Genomic DNA, 17,459 nt, shown 5'->3' on the forward strand with positions numbered 1-17,459 from the left:
GGACCCCACTACTTCTGCAAGTCCCGCAGCTTCCGGTAAAGTTCCTTCTCCTCGTCGCTGGGCGTGGCAGGCACAGTCACGTTCAGGCGCACGTATAGGTCGCCGCGGGTGCCGTCCTTCCTGGGCCAGCCCTGACCACGCAGCCGCATGCGGCGGCCCCCGCTGCTGCCAGGGGGAATGCTCAGCCCGCCGCGCCCGCTCAGGGTCTGCACGCTGATGTCACCTCCCAGCGCGGCCACCGGGGCAGGCACGTCGGCGCTGGTGGTCAGGTGATCGCCCTCCAGTTCGAAGCGGGCGTCCTCCAGCACGCGAATGGTCAGCAACACGTCGCCGCCCCCCGGCCCCTGCCCGGCCAGCCGCAGGCGGGCGCCGTCACGGGTGCCGGCCGGAACACGCAAACTTAAGCGTTTGCCGTCCACGTTGATTACCTCGTCGCTGCCGCTGAAGGCCTCCTCCAGCGTGACCTGCAACTCGCCCTCCACGTTCTGGACGAACCGCCTTTGCTGCCCTGCGCCGCCCAGTCCACCCAGCAGATCGTCCAGATTGACCTGCTGCCCGCCGGGAAAGCCGCCGCCCATGCCGCCAGCACTGCCCCGGCCCCGCGCGGCCTGACCGAACAGTCCCTGGAAAAAGTCGCTGAACTGCCCCGGATCGAATCCGGCAAAGTCGCCGCCCTGGAAGCCGCCACCCATGTCGCCGTAGCCCGGCGGCACCTGCCCGGTGTGACCGAACTGGTCAAAGACCTTGCGCTTCTCGGGATCGTTCAGCACGGCATACGCCTCGCCGATTTCCTTGAAGCGCTCGGCAGACTTCTGGTCGCCCGCATTCTTGTCAGGATGATATTGCTTCGCCAGCCTGCGGTAAGCGGCTTTAATATCTGCATCGGACGCCCCACGGGAGACGCCCAGCACGTCGTAATAATCTTTGTAAGCCATCGCGCCTCCTTGGCGGGAAAATGGGGCGACGTTGCAAGTCAGGGCCTGGACGGTGGCCCGAGCACTACAGCGTCTAGACGCTGACCAGTTCCAGGTACAGCCCTTCCACCTTCGCCCGCGCCCACGGGGTCCGGCGCAGAAATTTGAGGCTGCTCTGGATGCTGGGATTGGAACTGAAGCAGTTGATCGGCACCCGGCGGGCCAGCCCATCCCAGCCGTAAGCGTCGTGCAGCCGCTCCAGCATCAGCTGCAACGTGACGCCGTGGAGGGGATCGGAGGAGGTCACGCGCTCAGCCCCTGCGGCTCACGACCACGCGGGCCGGGCGCACCAGCCGGTCACCCATGCGGAAGCCTGCCTGGAACACCTGCACAATCCGGTCGTCCTCGTCGCCGGTCACCACCTGCAGCGCCTCGTGCCACTGGGGATCAAAGTGCTCGCCCTCCTGACCGGTCAGTTCCAGACCCAGTTTCGAGAAAATGGTCAGCATCCTACCCTGAACGGCCTTAACGCCCGGAATCAGCTTGGCCGGGTCCTCCGAACCCATGGTCAGGGCACGGTCCAGGTCGTCATAGACGGGCATCAGCTGCTCGGCGGCCCGGGCGGTGCCCCGGTCCTCAGCGGATTCGAGGTCCTGTCCGGTGCGGGTGCGGTACCCGTCGAAGTCGGCGGCCAGGCGGCCCAGCTTGAAACGCAGGTCGGCGTTTTCCTTCTCCAGCACTTCGACGCGTTCCAGCTTGCCCATCATTTCCTGCACCTGGGCCATCATGCCCTCGTCCATGCCGGGGAAGCCCGCGAAATCGGCGTCCTCGCCGTCCTCGTCCAGCAGTTCGGCATCCAGGATCTCGCCGTCCGCGTCAATGGTCTGCTCGCCGTCACGCGCGGGGGTGAATTTCAGGTTCTCGGCTGTCTCGGTCTCGGCTTCCGGGTTGGGTTTGCCGTTCTTCATGTCGTTGTCTGCCACGGGGTTACCTCGCCTTCTGAACATCACACCAGCATAGGGACTTTTCTGGTGCGGGGACTTTGCCGTAAGGCTGTATGGAAAGAGGGAGAGGAGGCCGGATGGGCCGTCCTCTCCCTGGTGGGGTGCTGTGGGGTGGACGTCAGCTCAGGGCGCGGGCTTGAAATCCGCGTCGATCACGTCGTCCTCGGCCTGATCCTTGCCCATGTTCACGCCGCCGTCCTGCCCTTCCGGCTGACCCTCGGCCTGGGCCGCGTTCTGGTTGGCGGTCATGAACTCGCGCAGTTCCTCTTCCAGCCGCTTCTGCGCCTCGGCGATCTGGGTGTCGTCGTCGCTGCGAACCGCTTCCTCGGCGCTGTCAGCAGCAGCCTTGAGCCTGTCCCTGGCGTCCTGCGGGGCCGAGGCGTTCTCCTCAATCTGGCCCAGCGCCTGAACGCGCAGGCTGTCGAGATTGTTGCGCTTCTCGACCTTCTCGCGGCGCTGCCTGTCGGCCACGGCGTTTTCCTCGGCTTCCTTGACCATCTTCTCCACGTCGCTCTTGTCGAGCGTGGTGGTGTTCTCGATACGGATGCTGGCTTCCTTGCCGCTGTTCTTTTCCTTGGCGGTCACGTGCAGGATGCCGTTGGCGTCGATGTCGAAGGTGACCTCGATCTGCGGGCGCCCAGCAGGCATGGGCGGAATGCCTTCCAGCTTGAAACGGCCCAGGCTCTTGTTGTCATTCGCCATCGGGCGCTCACCCTGCAGCACGTTGATCTCCACGCCCGGCTGGTTGTTCTCGGCGGTGGTGTAGATCTCGGTCTTCTTGGCAGGAACAGTGGTGTTGCGGGTGATCATCGGCGCGATCATGCCGCCCTTGACCTCCACCCCCAGCGTCAGCGGGGTCACGTCCACCAGCACGATGTCGCCCAGGCTGGAATCACCCTGGATGATGCCGGCCTGCACCGCCGCGCCCAGGGCCACAGCCTCATCGGGGTTGACCGACTCGTTGGGTGTCTTGCCGATCAGCTCCTGCACGATGCGCTTGACGGCGGGGGTACGCGTCGAGCCGCCCACCAGAATCACCTCGTCGATCTTGCTGGCGTCCAGCTTGGCGTCCTTGAGGGCCTGCTCGACAGGCTGGCGCACGCGGCGCAGCAGGTCGGCAGTCAGTTCCTCGAACTTGGCGCGGGTCAGCGTGCGCTCCAGGTGCATCGGCGTACGCGTTTCCGGATCAAAGGTGATGAACGGCAGGCTGATGGAGGTCTCGGACGCGTTGGACAGCTCGATCTTGCCCTTCTCGGCGGCCTCGATCAGGCGCTGCAGGGCCTGCTTGTCCTTGCGGAGGTCGAACTTGTGCTCTTTCTCGAACTCACTGGCCAGCCAGTCGACGATACGGTGGTCGAAGTCCGCTCCACCCAGGTGGGTGTCACCGGCGGTGGATTTTACCTCGAACACGCCGTCGCCCAGTTCCAGGATGGTCACGTCGAAGGTGCCGCCCCCCAGGTCGAAGACCAGCACGGTCTCGTTGCCCTTGCGCTCCAGACCGTAGGCCAGCGCGGCAGCGGTGGGCTCATTGATCACGCGCAGCACGTTTAGGCCTGCGATTTCCCCAGCCTGCTTGGTGGCTTCACGCTGCGAGTTGTCGAAGTATGCGGGCACTGTGATCACGGCGTCGGTAATTTTCTGGCCCAGCTTGGCGCTGGCATCAGCCACCAGCTTGCGCAGCACTTCGGCGCTGACCTGCTCGGGGGCATAGTCCTTGCCGTTCACCTCAATGCGAACGGAGCCGCCCTCGCCTTCCTTGACGTTGAAAGGGCTGCGGTCCGCCTCTTCCTTGACCTCGTCCCAGCGGCGGCCAATAAAGCGCTTGACTTCAAACAGGGTGGCCGCAGGGTTCAGCGCGGCCTGACGGCGGGCGATCTGCCCCACCAGGCGCTCGTCGCCCTTGTACGCCACAACAGACGGGGTGGTACGGGCGCCCTCAGCGTTCACGATCACTTCGGGACGGCCGCCCTCCATGACAGAGATAACGGAATTGGTGGTGCCCAGGTCGATCCCAACAGCTTTAGCCATGTGTCTGACTCCTTGGATTAGAGAGGATTCTGCCGCCGCAGGGGCAACAGTTCTGAAACTCCGAACAGCATAACGCTACACTTCCCTAGAGTCAATAGACTTGAGTGTAGTACGCTCAGGTTTAAGGGAGATTCAAGAGTGCCCGTGGCAAATCGCGTCCCAGCCGGAGTTGACAGGTGCTGGTCCCCTGAGGGCCAGCACACCTGAGCAGGAGACACGGGCTGTTGACTCTGCCACCCGCACAAGGTTCCGCGCTGCCCAGTCAGGCCCAGATCCCCCTGAGGTCAGGAGCAGGGAACTCAGATTGCCGCCGCGCGTGACGGCCACCGCCTCCAGGGCATCAGTCTGGGCCGCCAACCCAGGAAGGCCCAGAAGACACACGCAGTTTTTGCCGGGAGAGCGCCCTGGCCCGAGAGGGCGCCTCCTCCGCCAGCGGAACGGTCAGCTTCTGCCCCGGCGTGTGGCCTGTCCAGTCCTGAATCACCACGCACACACCGGGCGGTCCGGGCGATGATCCGTGTCGGTGCAGATCAGCATGCTGTGCCCATCAAACCATGCTCATTAAAAAGCCGCCCCCACCCGCAGGCAGGGGCGGCCCAGTATCACGCTCTAGGCGCGGCTGAGGTACTGACCGGTGCGGGTGTCCACCTTGATGTCAATGTCCTGCTCGACAAACAGCGGCACCTGAACGGTGGCGCCGGTTTCCAGCTTGGCGGGCTTGGTGCCGCCGGAGGCGGTGTCGCCGCGCAGACCGGGATCGGTTTCCACGATCTTCAGGATGACCTGGTTGGGCAGGGTAATACTCAGGGCCTTGTCGCCGTACATGGCCACCTCAACCTCGGTGTTCTCCTTCATGAACTTGGAGGAATCGCCCACCAGGCTGGGGGGCAGCGTGACCTGCTCAAAGGTCTCCATGTCCATAAACATGTAGTCGTTGCCGTCCTTGTACAGGTACTGCATGGTCTTGCCTTCCACGTAGATGTCCTGCAGTTTTTCAGTGCTGTTAAAGGTCCGGTCCACAATGCTGCCGGATTCCATGTTGCGGAACTTGGTCACCACCTTCGCACCGCCGCGGCCCATCTTGAGGTGAGAGTAATCCAGGCACTCCCAGAGTCCGCCGTCCATTTCCACCTTGGTGCCGTTTCTCAGTTCGGTAACGCTGATCATGTTTGCTCCTTGAAGGTCTGACGGTCAGTGAGGGCCGCGCCAGACGCTGTGCCAACCGGGGCTGCCTCAACTTCGCCCTGCCTTGAAGGCAGATCACCAGGTGGGAGCCGCTCGGTGCCGCCCAAGAGTTTAGCAGAACGGCGGCATGGAGCGTGTGGCGAACCCGGAACGTGCGCCGTAGCGACGTTCCTCACCTGTCACACGCCTGGACCCGCCCTTACAGGACGGACCCTGCCCTGCCGTCTCAGCGCCGCCGCACCGTTTATCCGGGGGCGAAAGAGGAAGGAACGCGCGCGGCAACAGGCGAAAGCCGCACCCTGGTTTACAGTCCAACAAGGGCGTGCTAGTATTCTTTGCGCTGGAGAGGAAAGCCCTGCTAGGTGGCCGCCCACAGTTCGGCGCTGTAGCCAAGTGGTAAGGCAGAGGTTTGCAAAACCTCCACCACCGGTTCGAGTCCGGTCAGCGCCTCCAAACTCCAACCCTCGTTTCAGATCCGTAGCTCAGGGGTAGAGCACTACATTGACACTGTAGGGGTCAGCAGTTCAAATCTGCTCGGGTCTACCACGCAAGAACCCCCGCTCAGGCGGGGGGTTTTCTTTTATCTGAACAGCGGACTTCAGAGTGGATGAGCGACATGGCAACGGCACCCACCGCAGGCCTCCATCTACAGGGCATGGAAAGGGGCTTCTCCCGGACTATTCGGTGCCTTCAATGTCATGACATGAGAGCTGACTTCAGCACCGCACCCTTGGCCTGATGCAAACTTTGAGTTAAAAGAGCTTCTATTCTTCTGCTAGATTAGGACACGATATGTTCTCGCCTTAGGCTTGAATTGTGAGGGCAGTGGGTTCGGGAGTAGTGTATGAGTAAAATGACACGCGACTTCATCTATCCCGACGCCAGTGAACGGCAGATTGATGTAGAGGCGATAAACAAACTATGACGATCAACACTGTCCACGGCAAGTTTCTACTTGATCTGCTGGTCTTTACAGCCGCTGCGGCATTGGCCTACGTCTTACGGCTTGACGTTGTACTGGGCGACACGGCCCGCTCGGTCCTGATCTACACGCTGATCGGAATACCGATCAAGTGGCTGGCCTTGCATTATTTCAAGGTCTCACGGCACATCTGGCGCTACGTCACCTTCGAGGACCTGAGTCAACTGGCCCGCATGACCGGCGTGGTCACCCTGGCCCTGCTGCTGCTGACGCCGGTGCTGCGATCACAGCTCTTTGTGCCGTGGTCCATTCCCCTAATCGAGGGCGTGCTGGCCCTGGCTCTGCTCTCGGGCCTGCGGCTGCTGACGCGCTGGCACCTGGGACGTCGCCGCAGCCGCAGCCGCGCCCACAGGCAGTCCACACAAACCCCGGAACGGGTCCTGATCGCCGGGGCCGGCGATGCTGGGCGGCTGATGGCCGCCGAACTGCTGCGTTCGCCGGACAAGGGCATGCTGCCGGTGGGTTTCATCGACGATTCGTCGGTCAAAACGGGCCGGGTGCTGGTGGGGCTGCCGGTGCTGGGTTCACTGTCCCACCTGGCCCAGGCGGCGCACGACACCGGGGCCACGCTGCTGGTGATCGCCATGCCCTCAGCGGGCGGCCAGATCATCCGCGAATACGTCAACGCGGCGCGTCAGGCGGGCCTGCAGGCCCGCACGATTCCCGGTCTGTACGAACTGATGGGTGGACAGGTCACCACCGAGCAGATTCGCAATGTCAGCGTGGAGGATCTGCTGCGGCGTGATCCGGTGGAGGTGGATCAGGGCAACATCTCGGGCTACCTGAGTGGGCAGACCGTCCTGGTCACGGGTGCGGGCGGGTCCATCGGCTCGGAACTGGTGCGGCAACTGGCCCGCTTTGGTCCGGCCCGACTGGTGCTGGTGGGGCGCGGCGAGAACAGCATCTTCGCTATTGAGCAGGAGATGCGTCGCGAGTGGCCGGAGGTCCAGATTAACGCCCTGATCGCCGACGTCCGTCATCCCACCCGGCTGGAGTTCATCTTCGAGACGTACCGCCCAGGCGTGGTGTTTCACGCTGCCGCCCACAAACACGTCCCATTGATGGAAGCCGCGCCGAGCGAGGCCATCCACAACAACGTGCTAGGTACCCGCAACGTGGCGGAGCTGTGCCTCAAGTACGGGGTCACCCGCCTGGTCAACGTGTCAACCGATAAAGCGGTCAATCCGACGTCGGTCATGGGAGCAAGCAAGCGCGTGGCCGAGATGGTGATCGCCGACGCTGCGACGCGGGCCGCGCCGGGACAGGCCTTCGTCTCGGTGCGCTTCGGCAACGTGCTGGGCAGCCGGGGCAGCGTGGTACCCACCTTCTTGCAGCAGATCCGGCTGGGTGGTCCCGTCACCATCACCCATCCCGACATGACCCGCTACTTCATGACCATTCCGGAGGCCAGCCGCCTGGTGTTGCAGGCAGGTGGACTGGCCAATAACGGCAGCGTGTACCTGCTGGACATGGGCGAGCCGGTCAAGATCGCCGATCTGGCCCGCGACGTCATCCGTCTGTCAGGGGCACAGGACATCGAGATCGTGTACAGCGGCACGCGCCCCGGCGAGAAGCTGTACGAGGAACTGCTGACCAGCGGCGAGGACGTGATTCCCACCCGGCACACCGAGATCTTCTCGGCACAGTTGCAGCAGGTGCAGCCGGGCGAGCTTGCCTGCCTGCTCGCGGAGCTCACCGCAGCTGCGGGCCAGGACAATGGGCCCTCCATCCGTGCCCTGCTGCACGCGGCCATTCACGAGAGCCAGATCCACGTCTAACCAGCCGCAGGCGACGACAGCCGTACGGCACAGGTCCGCTCATGGAGCGGATTTCCTGTTCACAGGCGGTCCTTCGACTGCCCTCTGTCGGTGGTCCTGGGAGCCTGTTCTGGTGGATGGACTCAGCCCCGCCGACTTGGGCTGGCGATGTCGCCCGGCGCCCCATTCAACCCTCATGAAGCAGTTCGTAATTGGCGTGTGCGGGTTGTGCTGGAATACTCTCTGCATGTTCAGCCTGCTTCTCCTTGTCACGGTCCTGTTTGGCGTTGCCGCCATTCTGTTGTTGCTGACACCCCTGCCACCAGCCCGGCACAGTCTGGTGGCCCAGCTGCCGAATCAGGACATGTCCAGCCCTGTGGCCCATGCGCCGCGCCCGGCTCTGGAAGGACCTCACGCAGGCTGACCTGTCCAGGCCTCCCTGGGCTTCCCCTGAACCGTAGATGGACATCATTCCCATCTGTACCTTCTGCATTAGGAAACAACCGAATTTTCCGGAAGTCACCGTCCCAACGTGATTCGAGGCTACAGCAGCATCACACTGTGCGTGCTGTATGACCTGAAGGCTCTATGATCTGTGGAATGGCCCTTCCCTTTCACTACCTTCTGGTAGACGACAGCCTGCAAGATCAGCTCCTGGCGCGGGAGGCCTTTGAACACCTGTGTCCTGAGTGCCTGCTGACCTGTGCGGGCAGCGGCCGAGAAGCGCTGGAACTATTGCAGGCCCCCCACTTTCAGCCTGACGTGGTGTTGCTCGACCTCAACATGCCCGGCATGAGTGGCTTCGAGTTGCTGCGCGAGATGAAGAGCGCCGCGCACTTGGTCCATATTCCAGTGGTGATCCTGTCGACCTCCAGCGCTCAGCAGGACGTGAGCGAGGCCTACACCCTGCACGCCAGCTCCTATCTGGTCAAGTCCTCCAGTTTCGCCGGATTTCTGGAACAGCTGGAGAAGTTTCTGCACTACTGGCAGGCCAGTCGTACTGTCAACCACGGGCGCCAGGGCCAGCAGCGCTGAGGATTCAGGGCGGCCCGCGGGCTGCGACCTCGCCCCGTCGCCTGATACACGGAGAAAGTCCTCAGCCCGAATGTACTGCCTGGATGCAACGCGCTCCACGAAGCGGCGCCCACCCCCGCAGGGGTGGGCGCCGCCCGGTCAACCCTGAATCATTCAGGCTGTGATGAGTGCTCGTTCCAGACCGAACAGGCGGTCATCCACGGCCAGCGGCTCGTTACCGGCCTTGATGGTGGCGGCCAGCGCCTTGATCTCGGGGAACAGCTTGGTGAAGTAGAACTTCGCGGTCTGGACCTTGCCCAGGTAGAAGCCGTCTTTGTCCTGTCCGGCGTCAATCTTCTCCTGGGCAATCTTGGCCATACGCGCCCACAGGTAGCCGTACACCACGTGGCCGAAGAAGCGCAGGTAATCCACGGCGGCGGCGTTGACCTCGTCGGCCCCTTCCGGCCCGCTCATGGCCTTCTGGCCCACGACCATGGTGATGCTGCCCAGCTGCTGTGACGCCTTGCCCAGCGCCGTGACGTACTCGCCGATGTGCTCGTCTTCCTCGTTGGCGTCCACGAATTCCTGCAACATACCGGCCAGCTTCTGCAGCTTCTTGCCGCCGTCCATCAGGACCTTGCGGCCCAGCAGGTCCAGCGCCTGAATGCCGTTGGTGCCCTCGTAGATCTGGCCGATGCGGGCGTCGCGCACGAACTGCTCCATGCCCCACTCGCGGATGTACCCGTGGCCGCCGAAAATCTGCTGGCTCTGCACGGCGATGTGGAAACCGTTGTCGGTCATGAACGCCTTGGCGATGGGTGTCAGCAGGGCCACCAGATCGCCGGCCTCCTTGCGCGCGGCCTCGTCGGGATGGTGGTGCTCGGTGTCGATGCTCAGGGCCAGCCACATTGCCATCGCGCGCCCCGCCTCGGTGTAGGCCTTGCCGGTCAGCAGCATGCGCCGCACGTCGGGGTGCACGATGATGGGGTCCGCACTCTCGGCCGGGTTGACGCGCGGGGTGTGACGCATCTGCAGGCGGTCCTTGGCGTAGGCCAGCGCGTTCTGGTAGGCCACCTCGCCCAGTCCCAGGCCCTGCAGGCCGGTGCCCAGCCGGGCCGCGTTCATCATGATGAACATGTGGTTCATGCCCTTGTTGATCTCGCCGACCAGGAAGCCGGTGGCGCCGTCGAAGTTCAGCAGGGCGGTGGCATTGCCGTTGATGCCCATCTTGTGCTCCAGGCTGCCGCAGACCACGCCGTTGCGCTCGCCGACCTTGCCGTCAGCGGTGGGCAGGTACTTGGGCACCAGGAACAGAGAGATGCCCTTGGTGCCTTCCGGACTGCCTTCCAGACGGGCCAGCACCAGATGCACGATGTTCTCGGCCATGTCGTGCTCGCCGGCGCTGATAAAGATCTTGGTGCCGCTGACCGCGTAGGTGCCGTCGCCGTTGTCCTTGGCCTTGGTGCGGATGATGCCCAGGTCCGTTCCGGCGTGCGGCTCGGTCAGACACATGGTTCCGGTCCACTCGCCCGAGACGATCTTGGGCAGGTACAGGTCCTTGAGCTCGTCGCTGCCCACCGCGTGCAGGGCGCTGTAGGCGCCGTGGCTCAGGCCGGGGTACATGCTCCAGGCCACGTTGGCGCTGTTCAGCAGTTCCACCAGCACGTTGGACACCAGATGGGGCATGCCCTGGCCGCCGTAGTTGGGATCGGCGTCCAGCGCGGTCCAGCCGGCCTTGCGGTATTTGTCGTAGGCGGCCTTGAAGCCCTCTGGGGTGGTCACCTCACCGTCATCGTGCCGGACACAGCCCTGCTGATCGCCAACCGCGTTCAGCGGCACCAGTTCGCCTTCCACGAAGCGCGCAGCCTCATCCAGCACCTGTTCCATCAGGGCGGCGTCGGCGGTCTCGTTCTCGGCGTAGTAGGGCATCTTCGCCAGTTCGGCGGGGGCGTCCAGCAGTTCGTTGATCAGGAACTTGATATCGCGCAGCGGTGCTTTGTAGGTGGGCATGCAGTCTCCTTGTGGTGCAGGACCCATGCCCTCTTGGCACGATACCCGGCACTGTTGTTTAGACTGAGTATAAAACTTCTGAGGGCGAAAGTCACGTAGGCCCATCCCCTTTTGCCCCGCATGGATGCTGCAGAAGAGGTGTCCGGGCAGGTGAAGGCGTGGCTCCAGGCATCCATTACGCGGCTGCGTGCGGCAACCGGACCGCGCCGGGCCGCAGGGGCACGAAGGTACATCTGCCCCCCGGACAGCCCGGTTCGAGTATCCTGCTGGAGATCATGAATTATCCGAGCCTGGTCTGGCACCTCAAACGCACCGAGCTGTTTGCCGACCTTGAGCTTGCCGAGCTGGAAAAGGTGGCAGCCACGACCCCGTACCGCTCGTACGGGCCGGGCGAGGTGGTCTACCGCATGGACGATCCCGCCGACGCGCTGTATTTCGTGAAAAGCGGGCTGGTCAAGATCAGCAAGCTGTTTCCCAACGGCAAGGAGGCGATTCTGGGGGTGATCGGGCAGCACGACACCTTCGGCGAACTGCTGCTGCAGCCCGAGGAACGCCGCCCCACCCAGGCTGAGGCGTTGGAGCGCACCACGCTGATCGTGCTGCCGCGCAGCGAACTGCAGTCCCTGCTGAACAGCAAACCCGATCTGGCCATGAAGCTGATCCGCCTGATGGCCGCCCGGCTGTTCGAGGCGCAGTCGTGGAGTGCCACCGTGAGTGCCTACAGCGCCCCCGAGCGCGTGGCCAGCCTGCTGTACCGCCTGGCCCGCGAGTTCGGGCGGCCCCACAGCCAAGGCGTCGAGCTGAACCTGAAACTGAATCAGGAAGACCTGGCCCGCATGGTGGGGGCCACCCGCGAGACGGTCAGTCACTCGCTGGGCAAGCTCAAGCAGGACGGGGCCATCGTGCGCGCCCGCACGCCGATCATCGTCCGGATGGACGCGCTCAAGGCGTACATCGAGCAGGGCAACTAACCGGGCAGCCGGGAAGAAGCCCTCCCCCCCAGGCCCTCTTCCCGGTGAAGAGGGCCTGTTCATGTCTGCAGCCCAGAGCGGGCGGCCTTCCCGCACCCCATCTGTGACAGGATGCGGGCCGAATGTTCCAGGCCCTGAGCAACGTGCTGCTGCCCGTGATGATCGTGGCCGGGCTGGGGGCGCTGCTGGCCTCACGGATGCGCATCGATCAGGTCACCGTCTCGCGCCTCACCATGTACCTGCTGATTCCGGCGCTGGTGCTGGACGTGATTCTGCGCACGCCCGTGCGGGCCGCCGAGGCCGGGCAACTGGGGCTGGCCTTTGTGCTGGTGATGGGGCTGTCACTGGCGCTGGGCTGGCTGACGGGCCTGGGTCGCCCGGCTGCCGAGCGCCGCAGCCTGAGCGCTTCCTCGGGCATCTGGAACAGCGGCAACATGGGGCTGCCGATTGCGCTGTTCGTGTTCGGGGACAGCGGGTTTGACCGGGCCACGGTGGTCTTCCTGGTCTCCATCGTCGCCATGTACATCGTCGGCCCGGCCATCTACGGCTCGGCCTCCAGATCGGGGCAGCGGTACGGCGTGGCCGACATTCTGCGTTCGGTGTTCCGGCTGCCCACGCTGTGGGTGGCGCTGGTTGCCGTCGGCCTGCGGGTGCTGAACGTGCCGTTGCCGCAGGGGGTCACGCGCGGAGTCTCCCTGCTGGCCGAGGCCACCCTGCCGCTGGTGCTGCTGTCGCTGGGCCTGCAACTGGGCGCGGGCGGCTGGCCGCCGCTGCACCGCCGTGTGTGGCTGGCGGGGGCCGCGCGGCTGATCGGCGGGCCGCTGATCGCGCTGGGCGTCGGCTTTCTGGTGGGGCTGCGCGGCGAATCGCTGGCGGTGCTGATTCTCTCGGCGAGCATGCCCACTGCCGTCAACGCCCTGTTGATCGCGCAGGAGTACGGCGGCGACTCTGAGACCGTGGCCGGTGTGGTGCTGGTGACAACGCTGGGGTCGGTACTGACGCTGGCGGCGGTGGTGGCGCTGCTGCCAGCGCTGAGATAAGGGGCTGGGGTAAGAGGCTGGGGTCAAGCACAACCGAGATGGCAGCGATTGACCCTGTGGCAACCACCCGCCCGCTAGACTCCTGGGGTGATGGCAGATGCAGCGGCAGGACCCCATAAGACGGCGCTGGTGATCGTGGGCGGCAGCATGGCCGCCGTGAAAGCGCCGTCCGTGCTACGGCGGCTGCGCGAGGGCGGCGTGCAGGTCAACGTGATCGCCACCCGCGCCGCGCTGGCCTTTGTGACTGAACTGAGCCTGTCCACCGCCGCCGATGGCCCGGTGGGCACCGACGCGGCGTGGTTCTCGCCCCGCCCCGACGCGCTGCACCTGGCGCTGGCACGGGCCGATGCGGCGGTAATCGTGGGGGCCTCTGCCGAGCTGCTGGCCGGGGCCGCACACGGGCACGCGAACGATCTGGCACTGGCGACGCTGCTGAGCGTTCAGGGGCCAGTGCTGTGGGTGCCGGCCATGAACAACGCCATGTGGAACAACCGCGCAGTGGGGGCCAATGTGGCGCGGCTGAGGGAATGGGGCCATCACTTCCTGGGGCCGGCAGTGGGCGCGTTCGGCACACGCGGCGAGGGCGCGGGCATCGGGCGCATGGCCGAGCCGGAGACGATTGCCGCCGCCGTGCTGGAGTTGCTGAAGCCCACCGCCCCGCGTGATCTGGACGGCCTGCACGTGGTGGTCTCGGCAGGCCCCACCCGCGAGTACCTGGACCCGGTGCGCTTCATCAGCAACCCCAGCAGCGGCAAGATGGGCTTCGCGGTGGCCGAGGACGCGCGGGACCGGGGGGCGCGGGTCACGCTGGTCACCGGGCCGGTGAATCTGCCGGAGCCGCATGGCCTGGAGGTGGTGCGGATCGGGGCGGCGCTGGAGCTGCGCGACGCCGTGATCCGGGCCGCGCAGACCGCCGACATCGTGGTGATGACCGCCGCCGTGGCCGACTACCGCGCCGCCGAACTGAAGGGCGAGAAACAGGCCAAGGTGGCGGGTGATGTGAGCGTTCACCTGACCCCCAACCCCGACATCCTGGCCGAACTGGGGCAAAACAAGGGTGGACGGGTGCTGGTGGGCTTCGCGATGGAAACGCACGCGGGCGTGGAGCGGGCCGCCGCCAAGGCCGCGCGCAAGAATGCCGATTTCATCCTGCTGAATTACCCCACGCAGGCCGGCACCGCGTTCGGCGGCGACGACAACCAGGTCACCCTGGTCCGCGCCGACGGCACCTTTGAGGACTGGCCCCGCACCAGCAAGCGCGAGGTGGCGCGGCGGCTGCTGGACGAGGCCCTGCGGGTGAGGGCGCAGAGGACGGCAGATTAAGCCCCGCCCCCAATTGCATTATTCACCGCCACTGCATAGAGTGTCCGGCGTGCCAGGCAAGCTCAGCAAGGACCAGCGTCAGAAGCGCATTCAGGACATCATCGCCCGCGAGAGCGTCGCCACGCAGGGGGAACTGGTGGAATTCCTGCGGCGCGAGGACGTGCTGGTCACGCAGGCCACCGTCAGCCGCGACATCAACGAGCTGCGGCTGGTGCGCGTGCCGGTGGGCAAGGGCCGCCACCGCTACGCCCTGTCGCAGTCGGGCGGGCACGGCGACGTGCAGGGCGAGCTGGCCCGGCTGTTCCAGAACTTCGTGCAGGACGTGGACCGCGGCGAGAACGTGCTGGTGGTCCGCACCGCCGAGGGCCACGCCTCCGGGGTGGCGCTGCTGATGGACCGGTTGCGCCGCGACGACATCGTGGGCACCATTGCCGGCGAGGACACCATCTTCGTGGTGGCCCGCACCACCGACGAGGGCGAGGCCCTGATGGAAGAGCTGCACGCGCTGATGCTGGGCTAGCGGCACCGCACGCCGCTTCAGGCTTGGGGTGGACGCCTCAACCGCCCCACCATGGCCAGCGCCAGCACCGCCCCCAGCAGCGTGACGCCAAAGGCTAGCGTGAAGGCCCCGTCCAGCGGGCGCACGCGGGCGATCAGTGCGCCGCCGATGCCGGCAGCCAGGGCCACCATCAACGACTCGATGTTCGCCAGTTGCCCGGACAGTTGCCCCGCGCCCTCCGGCGGGGTGCTGGACATGGCGAACAGCGACGTGCTGGTGTACCCGATGCCCATGCCCAGACACGCCAGCACCCAGCCCGGATACAGCACCCACAGCGGCAGCAGGCCCAGCACACTCAGGGCGGACAGGGCCAGACCGGCGGCCACCCCTGCCAGACCAGCGCGGATGCGGAGGGGCCGGGACGCCTCGCCGTACGCGTCCTCGATGCGGGCCTGAATCCATGACCCCAGGGTCCAGGTCACGCCGCCCAGCGACAGGACCAGCCCTGCCCCGGTCAGCGTCAGACCGCGCAGTTCATTGAGGGCCAGCGGCAGAAAGGAGGTCGTCCCCATCACAGCGAAGGCCGCCAGCCCCCGGACCATCAGGGCGCTGGGCAGCCCGGCCCCGAAGCGCCACATGCCCGCCGGGAACAGCGTGCGGGTGCTGAGGGCCACGCCCAGCAGCCCCGCCGCGCCCAGCCCCAGGCCCAGCGCGTCGGCGCGGCGCAGGCCCTCCACCAGGGCACCCGCCGAAACCGCCAGGCCCAGCGCGGACCACAGCAGGCGGCGGCCGCCTCTCGCCTCTTTGCCCCCGCTGGGCTGACGCACCCGCACCCGCAGCGGCAGGACGCACAGCGGCGCGCTGAGGGCCAGCAGCGGCACCAGCCCCCAGAACACCACCCGCCAGGACCACTGGTCCGCCATCACGCTGGCGATCAGCGGGCCGATCAGGGCCGGCAGCAGCCACGCGCTGGAGATGGCCGCCAGCATCCGGGCGCGGGCCGCCGGCGGGTAGCGGGTGCTGATCACCGCCCACGGCAGCGTGGCCAGCCCGCCGGCCCCCAGTCCCTGAAGCAGCCGGGCCAGCACGAACACCAGCATGGTGGGGGCCGCTGCGCCCACCAGCAGGCCGGCGGCGAACAGCAGCAGCGCCAGCACGGCCCCAAAGGCCAGCCCGCGCCGGTCGGCCAGCACGCCGCCCAGCACCGCCCCGAACAGGCTGGACAGCAAGAAGGCGCTGGAGGCCCAGCCGTACAGCGCCAGCCCGCGCAGTTCCCCGGCCACACGCGGCAGCACGGTGCTGACCGCCATCGACTCGAAGGCCACGATCAGCACCACCAGCACCAGACCCAGGCTCAAGGTGCGGGGAACGGCGGGCAGGGAGGTTGAGCCGGGGGTCAGGGCGCCACTCACGGGGCGCATCCTCGCATAGTGCAGGGCACCCACGCGGTCAGGGCCGCTCAGGTCTGGAGGCCGTCCCATGTCGCCAGAACCGTCAACCTTCCCCTGTCTGACCCACCTGGCCCCGCCGCCCGTCGCCGGGGCGCAGACTGAACCATGCCCCAACTGCTGCCCCGCGCCCGCGCCTCTCAGGAGAGCGTGTTTGCCCGCATGAGCCGTCTGGCCGCGCACCACAGGGCCGTCAATCTGGGCCAGGGCTTTCCAGCCGACGCCCCCCCGGCCTTCCTGCTGGACGCGGCGCGGCGGGCGGTGGGCACGCTGGACCAGTACAGCCCTCCTGCGGGCCTGCCTGCCCTGCGCGACGCCATTGGCGCGGACCTGGGGGTAGACGGAGGTGACGTGATCGTGACCTGTGGGGCTACCGAGGCGCTGAACGTGCTGGCCCTGTCGCTGTACGGTCCCCGTGATGATGGCAGCCGGGACGAGGTGCTGATGCTGGAGCCGGTGTTCGACGTGTACATTCCCCAGACGCGGCTGGCCGGAGCCACGCCCGTCACCGTGCCCATGACGCTCAGTGAGGCCGGGGGCTGGTCACTGAACCTGGAAGCGCTGAAGGCCGCCGTGACCCCGCGCACGCGGGCGCTGCTGCTGAACAGCCCGTACAACCCGACCGGAACGGTGTTCTCCCGTGAGGAACTGACAGAGATCGTGGCGCTGGCCCGCCGGCACGACCTGTGGATCATCAGCGACGAGGTGTACGACGAGCTGTATTTCGGCGAAAAACCCGTCCCTCTCCGTGAACTGGCCCCCGAGCGCACCTTCACGGTGGGCAGCGCGGGCAAACGGCTGGAGGCCACCGGCTGGCGCGTGGGCTGGATTGCGTGCCCGCCGGCCAGCGCTGACCCGCACAGGGCCGCAGCCGGGGTGGCGGCCAACATCGCCGGGGTGCGCCAGCAGGGCTCGTTCTGCTCGCCCACACCCCTACAGGCGGCGGTGGCGGCGGCCCTGCCGCTGGCCCGCGCCGAGGGCTTCTACGCGGGGTTGCGGGCCGAGTACCGCGCCCGGCAGGATCTGCTGGCCGGTGGCCTGAGAGGGCTGGGCGCCACCGTGTTCCAGCCGCAGGGCACCTATTTTCTGACGGCCATTCACCCCGAGTGGCGGGCCGAGGCGCTGGTGGAACGCGGGGTCGCCGTGATTCCAGGTGAGGCGTTCTACGCGCAGCACCCGGCACCCGAGGGCCTGCTGCGAGTCGCGTTCTGCAAATCGCGCGATGAGATCGTGCAGGCCTTGGAGCGGCTCACAGCAATCACGGCGGCCACGGCGTAACCTCCT

Annotated in this window: 14 protein-coding genes and 2 tRNA genes; 9 read left to right on the forward strand and 7 right to left on the reverse strand. The window is 66.2% G+C overall.

Annotated features, from left to right (window positions below; genetic code table 11):
* Nucleotides 1-8: 8 nt before the first annotated feature.
* From IEY31_RS07445 to efp, 5 genes are all read right to left on the reverse strand, one after another.
* Entirely contained in the window at nucleotides 9-935 is a 927-nt protein-coding gene (locus tag IEY31_RS07445) for a DnaJ C-terminal domain-containing protein (RefSeq protein WP_188970506.1), read from the reverse strand.
* Nucleotides 936-1,008: 73 nt separating this feature from the next.
* Nucleotides 1,009-1,221: a VF530 family protein gene (locus IEY31_RS07450; protein ID WP_229723397.1), complete on the reverse strand. Its 213-nt coding sequence runs from the start codon at nucleotides 1,219-1,221 to the stop codon at nucleotides 1,009-1,011.
* Between the two features lie 4 nt (nucleotides 1,222-1,225).
* The gene (locus IEY31_RS07455) at nucleotides 1,226-1,882 is read right to left on the reverse strand and encodes a nucleotide exchange factor GrpE (protein ID WP_188970667.1); all 657 of its coding nucleotides are present in this window, start codon (nucleotides 1,880-1,882) and stop codon (nucleotides 1,226-1,228) included.
* A 159-nt stretch (nucleotides 1,883-2,041) separates the two neighbouring features.
* Nucleotides 2,042-3,946, reverse strand: coding sequence for a molecular chaperone DnaK (gene dnaK / locus IEY31_RS07460; protein WP_188970508.1), 1,905 nt, complete (start codon nucleotides 3,944-3,946; stop codon nucleotides 2,042-2,044).
* Nucleotides 3,947-4,555: 609 nt separating this feature from the next.
* Nucleotides 4,556-5,113, reverse strand: coding sequence for an elongation factor P (gene efp, locus IEY31_RS07465; RefSeq protein WP_188970509.1), 558 nt, complete (start codon nucleotides 5,111-5,113; stop codon nucleotides 4,556-4,558).
* Between the two features lie 397 nt (nucleotides 5,114-5,510).
* On the opposite strand from efp, the gene IEY31_RS07470 reads away from it, so the two are divergent.
* The 4 genes from IEY31_RS07470 (at nucleotide 5,511) to IEY31_RS07485 (ending at nucleotide 8,905) form a co-directional block, all read left to right on the forward strand.
* Nucleotides 5,511-5,584 (forward strand) — tRNA-Cys (locus IEY31_RS07470).
* A gap of 18 nt (nucleotides 5,585-5,602) precedes the next feature.
* Nucleotides 5,603-5,677, forward strand: a tRNA-Val gene (locus IEY31_RS07475).
* A gap of 375 nt (nucleotides 5,678-6,052) precedes the next feature.
* On the forward strand, nucleotides 6,053-7,891 hold the full coding sequence (locus IEY31_RS07480; RefSeq protein WP_188970510.1) for a polysaccharide biosynthesis protein: 1,839 nt from the start codon (nucleotides 6,053-6,055) through the stop codon (nucleotides 7,889-7,891).
* 579 nt (nucleotides 7,892-8,470) lie between these two features.
* Nucleotides 8,471-8,905 carry a response regulator gene (locus IEY31_RS07485; RefSeq protein WP_188970511.1) on the forward strand — a complete coding sequence of 145 codons (435 nt, stop codon included), beginning with the start codon at nucleotides 8,471-8,473 and terminating at the stop codon, nucleotides 8,903-8,905.
* 153 nt (nucleotides 8,906-9,058) lie between these two features.
* On the opposite strand, the gene IEY31_RS07490 is transcribed toward IEY31_RS07485, so the two are convergent.
* A complete protein-coding gene (locus tag IEY31_RS07490) occupies nucleotides 9,059-10,894 on the reverse strand; it encodes an acyl-CoA dehydrogenase C-terminal domain-containing protein (RefSeq protein WP_188970512.1) in 1,836 nt (611 codons plus the stop codon).
* Nucleotides 10,895-11,169: 275 nt separating this feature from the next.
* Here IEY31_RS07490 and IEY31_RS07495 point away from each other — a divergent pair, with 275 nt between their 5' ends.
* From IEY31_RS07495 to argR, 4 genes are all read left to right on the forward strand, one after another.
* Nucleotides 11,170-11,865 carry a Crp/Fnr family transcriptional regulator gene (locus tag IEY31_RS07495; RefSeq protein WP_188970513.1) on the forward strand — a complete coding sequence of 232 codons (696 nt, stop codon included), beginning with the start codon at nucleotides 11,170-11,172 and terminating at the stop codon, nucleotides 11,863-11,865.
* Nucleotides 11,866-11,987: 122 nt separating this feature from the next.
* Nucleotides 11,988-12,905 carry an AEC family transporter gene (locus IEY31_RS18915; RefSeq protein ID WP_188970514.1) on the forward strand — a complete coding sequence of 306 codons (918 nt, stop codon included), beginning with the start codon at nucleotides 11,988-11,990 and terminating at the stop codon, nucleotides 12,903-12,905.
* A gap of 90 nt (nucleotides 12,906-12,995) precedes the next feature.
* The gene (gene coaBC / locus IEY31_RS07505; RefSeq protein ID WP_188970515.1) at nucleotides 12,996-14,228 is read left to right on the forward strand and encodes a bifunctional phosphopantothenoylcysteine decarboxylase/phosphopantothenate--cysteine ligase CoaBC; all 1,233 of its coding nucleotides are present in this window, start codon (nucleotides 12,996-12,998) and stop codon (nucleotides 14,226-14,228) included.
* Between the two features lie 49 nt (nucleotides 14,229-14,277).
* Complete coding sequence (argR, locus tag IEY31_RS07510; protein WP_188970517.1) at nucleotides 14,278-14,748, forward strand: arginine repressor; 471 nt, start codon at nucleotides 14,278-14,280, stop codon at nucleotides 14,746-14,748.
* A gap of 17 nt (nucleotides 14,749-14,765) precedes the next feature.
* Here the strand turns inward: argR and IEY31_RS07515 are convergent, their stop codons facing one another.
* Nucleotides 14,766-16,139 carry an MFS transporter gene (locus IEY31_RS07515; RefSeq protein ID WP_229723399.1) on the reverse strand — a complete coding sequence of 458 codons (1,374 nt, stop codon included), beginning with the start codon at nucleotides 16,137-16,139 and terminating at the stop codon, nucleotides 14,766-14,768.
* A gap of 144 nt (nucleotides 16,140-16,283) precedes the next feature.
* Between IEY31_RS07515 and IEY31_RS07520 the strand changes: the two genes are divergently transcribed.
* Nucleotides 16,284-17,453, forward strand: coding sequence for a pyridoxal phosphate-dependent aminotransferase (locus IEY31_RS07520; protein WP_188970519.1), 1,170 nt, complete (start codon nucleotides 16,284-16,286; stop codon nucleotides 17,451-17,453).
* Nucleotides 17,454-17,459 lie beyond the last annotated feature (6 nt).

Origin of the sequence: Deinococcus aerolatus, from assembly GCF_014647055.1 — a bacterium.
GTDB lineage: Bacteria > Deinococcota > Deinococci > Deinococcales > Deinococcaceae > Deinococcus > Deinococcus aerolatus.